The following is a 12165-nucleotide window of genomic DNA, read 5'->3' as shown; positions in this document are numbered from 1 at the left end:
GAAAATCTTTGCCTTGGCGATCGGTGTCGGCGTGCTGCTGTCGATTGCCGATGCCGTCACGGAAAAGCTTCCCGTCTGTGTCGGCGTACCCGAGATCGTCGCACTCGAAGGTGTTCTGGAGAAGGTCAATCCCGTCGGCAAACCGATCACGGTGATGGCGCTGTAGGGTGCGGCGCCACCGCTCCAGGTCAGCGTCTGGGTATAGCTCGCACCTTGCGTGGCAAACCATGTCGTCGATGGCGTAATCACGATCGTTGGCGCGCCGACAGTGACAGTGACGGTCGCTACATTCGACGTACCGATAGCATTGGTCGCCGTGTAGCTGAAGGTATCCGTGCCGCTGTAGCCGGGGGTCGGGGTATAGGTAAATGCGTTGACGCCGTTGGGTGTTGCCGTGCCGTGCGCCGCTCCCGTGATGATGTTCAGGGCAGTCGGGGTGCCGCCGGTAGTCGACGCCGGGATGCTGTTATTGCTGCTGCCGTAGCCGACCGCTGCTCCACTGTTGGCGGTCACCGGTGCACCCGCACCGACGTTGCCGCCGAATCCTTGCGCGCCGGTGAAATTGTTGCTGTCGGTGGCGGTAAGCGTGAACGAATATGAACCGGCGGCGGAAAGTATCCCGGAGATGGTGCCGGTAGCTGCCGCAAGGTTCAGGCCTGGCGGTAACGCACCGCCGGTAACCGCGTATGTATAGGGGGCAGTGCCGCCACTGGCAGTTGCCTGCAAAGTGGCGGCAAGCCCGCGCTGCAGATTGACGGCTCCGATCGATATCGTAATCGGCGGCCCGACCGCATAGGCCGGATTGAACCAGCTCGCCGGCATCAACAGCAGGAGTGCCGTCGTCAATGCGATGACGCTTGGCCATGCTGCTTTTGCAGCGATGCGTGCACGTCGCCCAAGTGAGTTCAATAGCGATGTCAATACCGAGGTCAATCGCCACGACGAAAGAAAGCGATGTGCGACGCCGTTGTTGCCGAGTTGAACATGCGTTCCCCTGGATGATCGTTTTTGATTGTGGTTCATGTTTTTGTCTTGTAAGCGACAGCAGAAATGCGCGCTGCATAGCTGGTAAAGGCTATAGAGAAACTCCCATCCGGTATGTAGCCCAAACGCGCTACATCGCTGGTGACTCTTGCCGGACAAATCGATGAAAAGCGATCAAGAAACCGACGGAAAGTCATCCCACGGATGGACGTTCAAAACCGGCCCCATTCGCATGCCTGTTTTGCGGGGGATACTACAGAGCCGCCAGCCTGCATTTGACCGCCTGTCTCACTTTTTTAAAATTTTTAATTATCAAATGGACAGGCAACGGATTTGCTTCGGCTGCCGCGTCAATTCTGCGGGACAGCTGACGTGAACGAGCGATGTCGCACGAAGGCGGCGGAGATGCGCGATGGCCTCGATTGCTGGCGATCCAACCGCGCTGCCAATGAGCTAAATGCGGCCATGGCGCGACTGAAGCTCCCGGCAACCTACTTGCCGCCGGTGACGTCCAGGAAGGTGCCGGTGATGAAGGACGCCTCCGCGCTCGCCAGCCACAGGATCGCGCGCGCCACTTCTTCGGGCTGGCCGCCTCTTCCCATGGGGATCGAATCCTTGACGCGATCCACCCTCCCCGGCTCACCGCCGCTGGCATGCATCTCGGTGTAGATGTGGCCGGGGCGAATGCAATTGACGCGTATGCCTTCGCGCGCAACCTCCTTGGCGAAGCCGGTGGTGAAGGTCTCGAGGGCGCCCTTCGAGGCGGCGTAGTCGACGTATTCGTTGGGACTGCCGAGCCGGGCCGAGGCCGATGAGATGTTGACCACCACGCCGCCGCGCCCGTTGTGACGCGTCGACATCCGCTTCACCGCCTGCTGCGCACAGAGGATGGGACCGATCGCGTTGACGGCGAAGATGCGCTGCATGCGCGCGAATCCGAGGTCCTCCAGCCGTGACTGCGGCGACAGCATCGCGGCATTGTTGACGAGTACGTCGATGCGGCCGAAGCTGCGGTCGATCGCCGTGAACAACTGTGCGACCTGTTCAGGATCCGCGCTGTCTGCGCGCACCGCCAACGCGCGGCGTCCGAGCGCCTCCACATCCGCCGCCACCGCGAGCGCGGCGGACTCGTTGGAGACGAAGCTGATCGCGACGTCGTAACCTTGGACGGCTGCCAGCCGCGCGGTTGCGGCACCCACGCCGCGGCTTCCGCCGGTGATCAGGATCAGCGGCGCCTGTGACTGTGAGCGTGAAAGGGTATCCATTTTGTAAACCTCCATGTGATGGTGAAGATCGGGCGCGTGCATGCCGCGCCGTCAACCGATGATGATGGTGCCGGCGGCAATCACTGCGCACGCCAGCATCTTGCGAACAGTCAGCGTCTCGCCGAGGAAGAAGTAACCGATCAACGCCGCAAACAGCACGCTGGTTTCACGCAACGCCGACACTGCGCCCATGGGTGCGCCGGACATGGCGTAGATGACGATGCCGTAGGCCAGCAGCGAGACCAGGCCGCCCATGAAAGCCGTGCTGAATCCGGGCCGCATGGTGAATAGATGATTCGCCCCGCGCAGGCCGATGTAGACCGCCGGCATCAGCACGCCCCACAAGGCGCACATCCATACCGTGTAGGCCATCGGCGCGCCGGACAGGCGTACGCCGATGCCGTCCACCACGCTGTAGGCGGCGATGAAACAGCCGGTCCCCAGCGCATACGGCAAACTCGGCACCGCCAGCTTGCGTCCGTTGAAGGCGAGCGAAATGATGCCGCCGGCCACCAGTGCGATGCCGAGCAGAGCGCTCATCGCGACCCGTTCGCCGGCGAAAGCCGATGCCGCGATGGTGATCAGCAAGGGAGAAGAACCGCGCGAAATCGGATAAGTCTGCCCGAGGTCGCCGGCACGATAGCTGCGCACGAGAAACAGGTTGTAGCCGACATGCAGCACCGCCGAAAGTACCGCATACATCCAGCTGGCCTGGGCGGGAGGCGCGAGGAACAAGGCGATTGCGAGGCTGGCCAGCGCCACCGCCAGGCACATGACCGTCATCGACCACAGCCTGTCGGCGCCGCCGCGCAGGAGTGCGTTCCAGCTTGCGTGCAGCAAGGCCGCAAAAAGTATCAGGGCAACGATGTGAAAAGGCATGCGCCATACTAAGCAAAGCAGCGCTGCGGTTAAAGCGAAGTCTCCTCATTGAGGCATGAGCAATTACTCATGCTTCAGCGATAATTTTTCTCGGCTTCGCTCGATTCCGCCAGCAGCCAGTCGCGAAAACTGACGACGTGGGGCTGCGATTCCGTGCCTTTCGGACAGACAAAATAGTAGGCGACCGGAGACGGGAACGGCGCCTTGAACAACCGGACCAGGCTGCCGTCGCTGATCTCGGCTTCCACGTGGCCGCTGCGCGCCAGGGCAATCCCCTGCCCCAGCAAGGCCGCTTCGATGGTCATGTTGGTGTCGGCGAAGCGAACGCTTTCCTTGAGCGCGGACATGCTCACGCCCACCTGTTGGAACCAGAGCGCCCATTTCGGCACCAGATCGGCGCCGGCGCGCGTCAGCAGCGGGTAGCACAATAACTCGGCGGGCTTGCGCGGCGTGCCCAGGCGCGCCAGCAGGTCCGGACTGGCCACCGGGAAAATCTGCTCCCTGAACATGAACTCCGAATGCAGGCCGGGATAATTTCCATTGCCGAAACGGATTGCCACGTCCGGCTCGGTGCTGGAAAAATGAATGGCCTTGTCGGTGGTTTCCAGCGTGACCAGGATCTCCGGATGCAGTCGGGACAGACCGGGCAATCTCGGCAGCAGCCATTTCAGCGCGAAGGAGTAGGTGGTGCTGACCTTGAGCCGGACCCGGCCCTTTTGCTCGCGCAGATCCGTGAGCGTTGCCTCCAGGTTCATGAAGAACTCACGCACGATCGGCGCCAGCGCCGCGCCTGCTGGCGTCAGGGCCAATGATTTTCCACGCTGGAACAGCTGCAGTCCCCACAGTTCCTCAAGATGCTTGAGCTGATGACTGACCGCGCTTTGGGTGACGTGCAACTCCTCGGAAGCGGAGGTGAAGGTGGCGTGGCGCGTCGCCGCTTCGAAGGCGCGCAATGTGGCGGTGGGAGGAAGGTCTCTCATTTTTTCGCGAGCGGCCGGGAGATCGCCTGTCATGAATGAGAGCTCATGATAGAACATTTCCTACCTTGCCGGGATGCACGGCGGCACAGCACCGATTTCTACAGTCCTACGATAGCGACCCCGCGTATGTCTCCCGGCAAACGGCGCGCAAGGCTTCGGCAAACAGCTGGTCCGCTTTGCGCTCGACGCCATCCGAGCGCCTGAACAAGGCGATCGGCGAAAGCGTCCAGTCAAACGAATACGGCACGATCGCCACGCCGGCGACACGCACCAGCTCTTCCGCGATGTCGGAGGGCACGATCGATATCGCCCGCTCATTGGAGACGATCATTTCGCCAATCAGTTTCGCCGAGTAGCTCTCCACCACCGGCGGACGCACCAGATCGGCGCCGGCGCGCGTCAGCAGCGGGTAGCACAATAACTCGGCGGGCTTGCGCGGCGTGCCCAGGCGCGCCAGCAGGTCCGGACTGGCCACCGGGAAAATCTGCTCCCTGAACATGAACTCCGAATGCAGGCCGGGATAATTTCCATTGCCGAAACGGATTGCCACGTCCGGCTCGGTGCTGGAAAAATGAATGGCCTTGTCGGTGGTTTCCAGCGTGACCAGGATCTCCGGATGCAGTCGGGACAGACCGGGCAATCTCGGCAGCAGCCATTTCAGCGCGAAGGAGTAGGTGGTGCTGACCTTGAGCCGGACCCGGCCCTTTTGCTCGCGCAGATCCGTGAGCGTTGCCTCCAGGTTCATGAAGAACTCACGCACGATCGGCGCCAGCGCCGCGCCTGCTGGCGTCAGGGCCAATGATTTTCCACGCTGGAACAGCTGCAGTCCCCACAGTTCCTCAAGATGCTTGAGCTGATGACTGACCGCGCTTTGGGTGACGTGCAACTCCTCGGAAGCGGAGGTGAAGGTGGCGTGGCGCGTCGCCGCTTCGAAGGCGCGCAATGTGGCGGTGGGAGGAAGGTCTCTCATTTTTTCGCGAGCGGCCGGGAGATCGCCTGTCATGAATGAGAGCTCATGATAGAACATTTCCTACCTTGCCGGGATGCACGGCGGCACAGCACCGATTTCTACAGTCCTACGATAGCGACCCCGCGTATGTCTCCCGGCAAACGGCGCGCAAGGCTTCGGCAAACAGCTGGTCCGCTTTGCGCTCGACGCCATCCGAGCGCCTGAACAAGGCGATCGGCGAAAGCGTCCAGTCAAACGAATACGGCACGATCGCCACGCCGGCGACACGCACCAGCTCTTCCGCGATGTCGGAGGGCACGATCGATATCGCCCGCTCATTGGAGACGATCATTTCGCCAATCAGTTTCGCCGAGTAGCTCTCCACCACCGGCTGGCGATCAGTCGCGGCTGCTGACGGTACAGCACTTCGAAGCGGATGTTCTCCAGGTTCACGCCGGACGACGCGCGTCCGATCACCAGATCGAGGGCGTGATCGCTCAATTGCGCCAGCAGCTGGTCGCTGGTGCCCTCATGAATGGTGACGGTCAGCCGCTGGTCGCCGTCGGGCCGGGTGCGCTGGATCGCGCTGGTCAGCAACTGTCCCGAGATGAAGGGCGTGATGCCGATATGCAGGTGGCCGGCATGGCCGGACGTCAGCGTCTCAATGTCGCGCACCAGGTGGCGCAGATCGTGGACCATCGCCCCGGCCCGCTCCAGCACCACCTTGCCCAGTTCGGTGGGCGCCATGCCGCGTGCGGACCGATCGAACAGCGCACCGCCGAACATGCCTTCCAACTCGGACAGCGCGTTGGTGATGGCCGGTTGCGTGCTGGCCATGTGCTCGGCGACGCGGGTCAGCGATTTGTATTGCCGTATTTGCAACAACAAAAGCAGATGGCGCATTTTCAGGCGCGTGCTCAAGCGCCTGAGCAGCGCATTTGCGTCGAATACCTCCATCAGATCCCGGCTTTCATCATGAAAAAGTGATGCACACATAATAAAACAAAATGATCTTGATATACCTCTTCCCTAAAATCGCCTCAAGTCACTGCTTCAAGTCATCCGGTGACGAGCGCAAAAGAAAGCGGTTTGAGCGCCAGAACAAGCAAAAACGCCAAGCCAATAAAACAATGATGGCAGACCGACAACAGACCACCAACAACCTGCCGCCGGCAATTGCCCGGCGCACCTAGGAAAGAGGACGAGCACATGAACACGACAGACCGACAAGCCGCGCTGGATTACCACGAGTTTCCAACCCCCGGAAAGATCACCGTCAACGCCAGCAAGCCCCTGGTCACCCAGCGCGACCTGACGCTGGCCTACACCCCGGGCGTGGCCGCGGCCTGCGAAGAGATCGTGGCCGATCCGCTCAATGCATTCCGCTACACCGCGCGCGGCAATCTGGTCGGCGTCATCACCAACGGCACCGCCGTCCTCGGGCTCGGCAATATCGGCGCGTTGGCCTCCAAGCCGGTGATGGAAGGCAAGGCGGTCCTGTTCAAGAAATTCGCTGGCATCGACGTCTTCGATATCGAGATCAACGAGACCGATCCGGACAAGCTGGTGACGATCATCGCCGGCCTGGAAGCAACCTTCGGCGGCATCAACCTCGAAGACATCAAGGCACCGGAATGTTTCACCGTCGAGCGCCAGCTGCGCGATCGCATGAAAATTCCGGTGTTCCATGATGATCAGCACGGCACCGCAATCACGGTATCGGCTGCTTTCATCAACGGACTGAAAGTCGTCAAGAAGAACATCAATGAAGTCAAAGTGGTGGTCTCGGGCGCCGGTGCGGCCGCCTTGGGCTGCCTGGAGCTGATGATGGACCTGGGCCTGCCGCTGGAAAATATCTGGGTGACCGACATCGAAGGCGTGGTCTACGAAGGCCGCGCTACGCTGATGGATCCGGACAAGGAACGCTATGCGCGCAAGACCGATTTGCGCACGCTGGCGCAGGTGATCGAAGGCGCCGACGTGTTCCTCGGCGTATCCGCCGGCAACGTGCTGAAAAAGGAAATGGTCGCCACCATGGCCGCACGTCCGCTGATCCTGGCGCTGGCCAATCCGACCCCGGAAATCCTGCCCGAGGTCGCGCTGTCGGTACGCGACGACATCGTAATGGCGACCGGCCGCTCGGACTATCCGAACCAGGTCAACAACGTGCTGTGCTTCCCGTATATCTTCCGCGGTGCGCTCGACGTCGGCGCCACCACCATCACGCGTGAAATGGAAATCGCCGCGGTGTATGCCATCGCCGGCCTGGCGGAAGAAGAGCAGAACGATGTCGTCGCAGCCGCCTACGGCAGTTACGACTTGTCGTTCGGCCCCGAATATTTCATCCCGAAACCGTTCGATCCGCGCCTGATCGTGCGCATCGCGCCGGCAGTCGCCAAGGCGGCGATGGAAGGCGGCGTCGCCACGCGTCCGATCGCCGACCTGGACGCCTACGTAGAACAGCTGCAGCAATTCGTCTACCATTCGGGCGCGTTCATGAAGCCCTTGTTCGCGGCCGCCAAGCAACGCGTGCGCGACGGCGACAAGGCCCGCATCGTGTTTACCGAAGGCGAAGACGAACGCGTGCTGCGCGCCGTGCAAGTGATCGTCGATGAAAAACTGGCGCGGCCGATCCTGGTCGGCCGTCCCGAAGTCCTGCTGGCGCGCATCCAGAAATTCGGCTTGCGCCTGCGCCTGGGACAAGACGTTGAAGTCACCAGCCCGGATTACGACGAACGCTTCCATCAATACTGGACCACGTACTGGGACCTGATGTGCCGCGAAGGCATCACCAAGGAAATGGCGCGCGTCGAAATGCGCCGCCGCCTGACGCTGATCGGCGCCATGATGGTGCGCCTGGGCGACGCCGACGGCATGATCTGCGGCACCGTCGGCGCCTATCACGACCATCTGCGCTATGTCGACCAGGTCATCGGCAAGAAGCCCGGTGCGAACACCTATGCCGCGATGAACATCCTGCTGCTCGATCAGCGCACGGTGGCCCTGGTGGATACGCACGTCAACGACGATCCGAGCGCCGAGCAGATCGCCGAATTCACCATCGCCGCCGCGGAAGAAATGACCTGGCTGAACCTGGAGCCGAAAGCCGCGCTGCTGTCGCGCTCCAACTTCGGCTCGGCCAGCTCGGCATCCGGCGGCAAGATGCGTCGCGCCCTCGACATCATTACCGAACGTGCGCCGACGCTCGAAGTCGATGGCGAGATGCATGGCGATTGCGCGTTGGACGAAGCCCTGCGTCTGCAGATCCTGCCGAGCTCCCGGCTGAAAGGCTCCGCCAACCTGCTGGTGTGCCCGAATGTCGACGCTGGCAATATCGCCTACAACCTGCTCAAGACGGCCGCGGGCAGCAACGTGGCGGTGGGTCCGTTCTTGCTCGGCGTGAATGCGCCGGTGCATATCCTGACATCCAGCTCCACCGTGCGACGCATCATCAACATGGCGGCGCTGACGGTCCTGGATGCGAATCGTCCGGCGTGAATGCATCGCGGACCGGCCTTGTCGTCGCCATGAATTGCAATCGGCATTGAACATTCTTCGGTGCAGCGCGTTCATACCTGCTTTCGAGCGGGAAAACGAATGCCATTTATTGCCACGACAACAAGCTTATCCATGCGAAGACGCATGCAATCGCTGGCGGCGCTGATGCTGCTGTCCGCCTCCGGCGCCATCTCACCGGCCCAGGCGGCGGATGCGGATGCTGCGGGCCTGTGCGCACCCGATCTGAAAGTGGACAAGGAAAAGCTGGCGGCGCGCCTGCTTGCCGCCTATCCGGTAAGCACCGCCTACCTCGCTGTGGGAGAACACCCTGCGCCGCTGTCGTCATACCGGGCGCTGGCCTCATGGGTGCTCAAGAAACGCGCCGCCGGGAAATCCGCAGGCGGCGCCTGCACGGGCGACAGTTGCAACGCGGATCACATTGCCGATGACCTGCAACATCTGCTCGACGACAAGGACGCGCAGTTCAAACCGAGCGGTCGCACTACCGTCGCGTCGTTCTTCGACGCCGACAATCAGGGCAGTCTCGCCTGCGTGCAGGGCAACGCGCAACTCAGCTTGCCGCATGCGGCGTCGGCGGCGACCATGACTGCTGCACCTGCACCTGTGGCTACAGCCGCAGCAGCAGAACCTGCCGCTGCTGCCGCTCCCGCAACAAACCAGCCGGTAACCCATGAGCCGGGCTGGATGGATCCGGTGCGCGTGCGCGGCAATCCCGATCAGTTGTCCATCGATCGCAGCAACCAGGCCGCCTATGCCTCGGTCGAGCGGGCGCATCTGACGCTGGCCAATGATGACGTGGCGCAGTCGCGCACCAACGACATCGTGGTGTTTGCCGGCTATTCCTTCGACAAGCGTCCGATGGATGGCAACGGCAGCACGTACGAGGCGGTGCCTTACGTCGGCTTCAAGCAGAATCGCGTCACCAATTACAACGGCGGCGCGATCACGGTGGATACCACGCGCACCGGCCAGGCCGGGGTGCTTTCGTCGTTCCACTTTGTCCATCCGGGATCGGCCAACACCGAAGACCTGACGGCGCGGCCGGACTATCTCGTCAACAGCTCCGACGGCAGCCGCCTGCTCACCGTGAACTTCACCTACACGATGGTGCGTCCCGGCATCCTCAACGATTTCATCCGCTGGAACAACGGCCTTGCCTTCAAGCCCATCCTGATCGGCCAGAGCCGCAACGGCACCTATCTCAATCGCGGTGAAGCGGCGGTCTACGAGCAGCATCAGGACTTCATCCGCCTCGGCGCGCAGGCCGGCTTCACGCTGGCATCGACCAACCCGAAGCTGCCGTTCGACTTCACCACCACCTATACCGGCCTCAAGGCTTTGCAGGGCTCGCGCAGCATCCACTACTGGAAGGGCGCGCTGACCTACAACTTCAACCAGAACGTCGGCCTGAGCCTGGATTATTCGAACGGCCTGCTGCCAGACACCGGCGACGCCGAGCGCAAATGGGGACTGGGTATTGCGACCAAGTTCTGAGCCTGCCATCCGCGTCTGTCGGCGGCAGCAAAAAGGGCACGTGCAATTAACGCACGTGCCCTTTTCGCAAACGATCCTGAAAAAGAAATGTCGTTACGACAATATTGCTACTTGTAAAAAGCTTCGACCTTGCCCTTGACCTTGGTCAGCAGGGGATTACCTTTGCGATCCAGGGCCTTGCCGGCCGGGACTTTGATCCATCCTTCGCTGATGCAATATTCATCGACGTCGGTACGCTCTTTGTCGTTGAGCTTGATGCCGACTTCATGCTCGAAGATGGCGGCGTTGAAGTGAGGGCTGCGCGGATCGATCGAGAGCCGGTCGGGGAGCGGGGGGCGTTGTGTAGTGTCGTTCATGGCGACAATTATCGACGATAAGATTGCGCAAAACAATTCTTTGTTGAGATCGCCGCATTTCTCCGAGGCGTGCCGGCGCTTGTCGGCTACCATTCCCTCTTCGACGACATGAAGAAGAGAAACAGCCATGGGCATACTTGACGATGCGATACGCGAGATAAGGCAGGAAAAACAGGCGGCGGCAGACGACGCCCGGCAGGCGCTGGAAGATTTCGACATGATCACGTCCCGCGCCGTTGACGCGGTGAAGACCACGGTCGCCGCGCTGCGGCTTGAATTGCAGGCGGCAAACTGGTGGAGCGATGAACTGCACGAGGATGGCCACAAGCCGGAATACCTGAGCCTGAGTTTTCGCGTACGTCGCCATGCGCAAACCCCTGAGTCTGCGGCCAACCCCGACTACGTCTATTCCATCAAATTCGACGCCCTGGGCGGCGCCATCCGGATAACCGATTCCATCGAGCCCTTGCTGGAGCCGCTGGAGTTTCGCGGCGTGGCCAGACAGGATTTCGGCGCGGATCTGGAGAGGGATCTCAAGTTTTTCCTGAAGGCAATTCTTTACAAGCATTGAAAAATCTCGTCAGGCCAGCTTCCCGGTGGTTGCTTCAAGCAGGGACCACGCTTCGTCGCCCATGCGGCGCTTCCACTCGCCATAGAAACCGGCCTGGCGCAGCTTCTCCTGGAACGGCGCCCGATCGACCTTGGTGAACTGCACGCCTTTCGTCCCGAGATTGCCGGCGAGTTCACCGTTGAGCTTCTCGACATCAGTTCGCTGTTTTACGGCGGCTTCGTTCATCACCTTGACGACGATATCGCGCGTATGCGACAGCATGTCCGCATCGGTGCCGAGCTGGCTGGAGGGAAAAATGCTGATGTCGACCTGGCCGTTGGTCTGCTCCCTGATCCTGGCGCTCGCCTCGGTGAGCCGCACATTGAGCGGATGATCGGCCGGCATGATGTTGGCGCACTTCATCCTGAACTGGCGGGGCCCCCAGACCAGGGAAGGAAATGCGAGCGCGGCCATTGAAGCGCCTGCTGCGCGCCCACATGTGGTTGGTGTAGGAGAGGTGTTTGGATATCTCATACATCTTGGAAAAATAGATGGTGGCCAGTGCGTTCTCGATGCCATCCGCCATCCTGGTCTGCAATGCCGAGTAGGTCTCGGCCCATGGAATCGACACCGGCGCGGCGCCGAGCGACTTGAACAGCGACGTCCAGAGCGGGCTGGGGGGAACGCGGATCTTGAACGCCTTGAAGTCTTCGGGCGTGCGAATCGGCTTGGCCGAAGACAGCGCCTGACGAAAGCCGTTATCCCACATCTTGTCGAATGCGATCAGGTTGGATTTCAGAAAAGCCGCCTGGATGTGTTTGCCCAGAGGGCCGTCCATCGCCTGCCATACCTTCCCATAATCGGAGAAGGCAAAGCCGATGCCGTTGATTGCGGCCACCGGCACCAGCGACCCGAGGATAAGACCGGACTGGACAAAAAAGTCGATCGCGCCGGCGCGCACCTGCGACAGCATGTCCGCATCGGTGCCGAGCTGGCTGGAGGGAAAAATGCTGATGTCGACCTGGCCGTTGGTCTGCTCCCTGATCCTGGCGCTCGCCTCGGTGAGCCGCACATTGAGCGGATGATCGGCCGGCATGATGTTGGCGCACTTCATCCTGAACTGCGCCTGCCCCCAGACCAGGGAAGGAAATGCGAGCGCGGCCATTGAAGCGCCTGCTGCGCCGGCGCC

General features: G+C 61.4%; 12 protein-coding genes and 3 pseudogenes. 5 read left to right on the top strand and 10 right to left on the bottom strand.

Annotated elements, in window-relative coordinates; genetic code table 11:
* A partial coding sequence (locus HLUSI_RS31035; protein ID WP_029363422.1) for a putative Ig domain-containing protein occupies nucleotides 1-846 on the bottom strand: 846 nt, incomplete at its 3' end.
* Between the two features lie 301 nt (nucleotides 847-1147).
* On the opposite strand from HLUSI_RS31035, the gene HLUSI_RS32620 reads away from it, so the two are divergent.
* Nucleotides 1148-1360: a hypothetical protein gene (locus HLUSI_RS32620; RefSeq protein ID WP_157137833.1), complete on the top strand. Its 213-nt coding sequence runs from the start codon at nucleotides 1148-1150 to the stop codon at nucleotides 1358-1360.
* 115 nt (nucleotides 1361-1475) lie between these two features.
* On the opposite strand, the gene HLUSI_RS0111700 is transcribed toward HLUSI_RS32620, so the two are convergent.
* The 5 genes and pseudogenes from HLUSI_RS0111700 to HLUSI_RS28240 all read right to left on the bottom strand — a co-directional run bounded on the left by HLUSI_RS0111700 (nucleotide 1476) and on the right by HLUSI_RS28240 (nucleotide 6014).
* Complete coding sequence (locus tag HLUSI_RS0111700) at nucleotides 1476-2249, bottom strand: SDR family oxidoreductase (protein ID WP_029363421.1); 774 nt, start codon at nucleotides 2247-2249, stop codon at nucleotides 1476-1478.
* A 51-nt stretch (nucleotides 2250-2300) separates the two neighbouring features.
* Complete coding sequence (locus tag HLUSI_RS0111695) at nucleotides 2301-3128, bottom strand: DMT family transporter (RefSeq protein WP_016834157.1); 828 nt, start codon at nucleotides 3126-3128, stop codon at nucleotides 2301-2303.
* A 74-nt stretch (nucleotides 3129-3202) separates the two neighbouring features.
* A complete protein-coding gene (gcvA, locus tag HLUSI_RS0111690; protein WP_029363420.1) occupies nucleotides 3203-4108 on the bottom strand; it encodes a transcriptional regulator GcvA in 906 nt (301 codons plus the stop codon).
* A 106-nt stretch (nucleotides 4109-4214) separates the two neighbouring features.
* Nucleotides 4215-5078 (bottom strand): LysR substrate-binding domain-containing protein, encoded by an 864-nt coding sequence (locus tag HLUSI_RS28245; protein WP_083830920.1) that lies wholly within the window; start codon nucleotides 5076-5078, stop codon nucleotides 4215-4217.
* Nucleotides 5079-5184: 106 nt separating this feature from the next.
* Nucleotides 5185-6014: pseudogene (locus tag HLUSI_RS28240) on the bottom strand (LysR family transcriptional regulator).
* A gap of 50 nt (nucleotides 6015-6064) precedes the next feature.
* On the opposite strand from HLUSI_RS28240, the gene HLUSI_RS0111675 reads away from it, so the two are divergent.
* From HLUSI_RS0111675 to HLUSI_RS0111665, 3 genes are all read left to right on the top strand, one after another.
* Nucleotides 6065-6250, top strand: coding sequence for a hypothetical protein (locus HLUSI_RS0111675; protein WP_016834154.1), 186 nt, complete (start codon nucleotides 6065-6067; stop codon nucleotides 6248-6250).
* Nucleotides 6251-6266: 16 nt separating this feature from the next.
* On the top strand, nucleotides 6267-8555 hold the full coding sequence (locus tag HLUSI_RS0111670) for an NADP-dependent malic enzyme (RefSeq protein ID WP_016834153.1): 2289 nt from the start codon (nucleotides 6267-6269) through the stop codon (nucleotides 8553-8555).
* Between the two features lie 132 nt (nucleotides 8556-8687).
* The gene (locus tag HLUSI_RS0111665; protein ID WP_238533985.1) at nucleotides 8688-10070 is read left to right on the top strand and encodes a hypothetical protein; all 1383 of its coding nucleotides are present in this window, start codon (nucleotides 8688-8690) and stop codon (nucleotides 10068-10070) included.
* Between the two features lie 107 nt (nucleotides 10071-10177).
* On the opposite strand, the gene HLUSI_RS0111660 is transcribed toward HLUSI_RS0111665, so the two are convergent.
* Nucleotides 10178-10426: a DUF3297 family protein gene (locus tag HLUSI_RS0111660; protein ID WP_029363418.1), complete on the bottom strand. Its 249-nt coding sequence runs from the start codon at nucleotides 10424-10426 to the stop codon at nucleotides 10178-10180.
* 127 nt (nucleotides 10427-10553) lie between these two features.
* Between HLUSI_RS0111660 and HLUSI_RS0111655 the strand changes: the two genes are divergently transcribed.
* Complete coding sequence (locus HLUSI_RS0111655; RefSeq protein ID WP_016834150.1) at nucleotides 10554-10997, top strand: hypothetical protein; 444 nt, start codon at nucleotides 10554-10556, stop codon at nucleotides 10995-10997.
* A gap of 9 nt (nucleotides 10998-11006) precedes the next feature.
* On the opposite strand, the gene HLUSI_RS34105 is transcribed toward HLUSI_RS0111655, so the two are convergent.
* The 3 genes and pseudogenes from HLUSI_RS34105 to HLUSI_RS34095 all read right to left on the bottom strand — a co-directional run.
* Nucleotides 11007-11222 (bottom strand): hypothetical protein, encoded by a 216-nt coding sequence (locus HLUSI_RS34105; protein ID WP_050977700.1) that lies wholly within the window; start codon nucleotides 11220-11222, stop codon nucleotides 11007-11009.
* An 81-nt stretch (nucleotides 11223-11303) separates the two neighbouring features.
* Nucleotides 11304-11381 (bottom strand): annotated as a pseudogene (locus HLUSI_RS34100) (hypothetical protein); the annotation flags it as partial.
* A 142-nt stretch (nucleotides 11382-11523) separates the two neighbouring features.
* Nucleotides 11524-12072 (bottom strand): annotated as a pseudogene (locus HLUSI_RS34095) (TRAP transporter substrate-binding protein); the annotation flags it as partial.
* Nucleotides 12073-12165 lie beyond the last annotated feature (93 nt).

Origin of the sequence: Herbaspirillum lusitanum P6-12, from assembly GCF_000256565.1 — a bacterium.
Classification (GTDB): domain Bacteria; phylum Pseudomonadota; class Gammaproteobacteria; order Burkholderiales; family Burkholderiaceae_D; genus Herbaspirillum; species Herbaspirillum lusitanum.
This window is presented reverse-complemented; position numbering and strand designations above follow the sequence as displayed.

Coding starts and splice junctions, on each gene's coding strand:
- HLUSI_RS32620 (WP_157137833.1), top strand. CDS start 1,148: ATGAAAAGCGATCAAGAAACCGACGGAAAGTCATCCCACGGATGGACG.
- HLUSI_RS0111700 (WP_029363421.1), bottom strand. CDS start 2,249: ATGGATACCCTTTCACGCTCACAGTCACAGGCGCCGCTGATCCTGATC.
- HLUSI_RS0111695 (WP_016834157.1), bottom strand. CDS start 3,128: ATGCCTTTTCACATCGTTGCCCTGATACTTTTTGCGGCCTTGCTGCAC.
- gcvA (WP_029363420.1), bottom strand. CDS start 4,108: ATGAGAGACCTTCCTCCCACCGCCACATTGCGCGCCTTCGAAGCGGCG.
- HLUSI_RS28245 (WP_083830920.1), bottom strand. CDS start 5,078: ATGAGAGACCTTCCTCCCACCGCCACATTGCGCGCCTTCGAAGCGGCG.
- HLUSI_RS0111675 (WP_016834154.1), top strand. CDS start 6,065: ATGATCTTGATATACCTCTTCCCTAAAATCGCCTCAAGTCACTGCTTC.
- HLUSI_RS0111670 (WP_016834153.1), top strand. CDS start 6,267: ATGAACACGACAGACCGACAAGCCGCGCTGGATTACCACGAGTTTCCA.
- HLUSI_RS0111665 (WP_238533985.1), top strand. CDS start 8,688: ATGCGAAGACGCATGCAATCGCTGGCGGCGCTGATGCTGCTGTCCGCC.
- HLUSI_RS0111660 (WP_029363418.1), bottom strand. CDS start 10,426: ATGAACGACACTACACAACGCCCCCCGCTCCCCGACCGGCTCTCGATC.
- HLUSI_RS0111655 (WP_016834150.1), top strand. CDS start 10,554: ATGGGCATACTTGACGATGCGATACGCGAGATAAGGCAGGAAAAACAG.
- HLUSI_RS34105 (WP_050977700.1), bottom strand. CDS start 11,222: ATGAACGAAGCCGCCGTAAAACAGCGAACTGATGTCGAGAAGCTCAAC.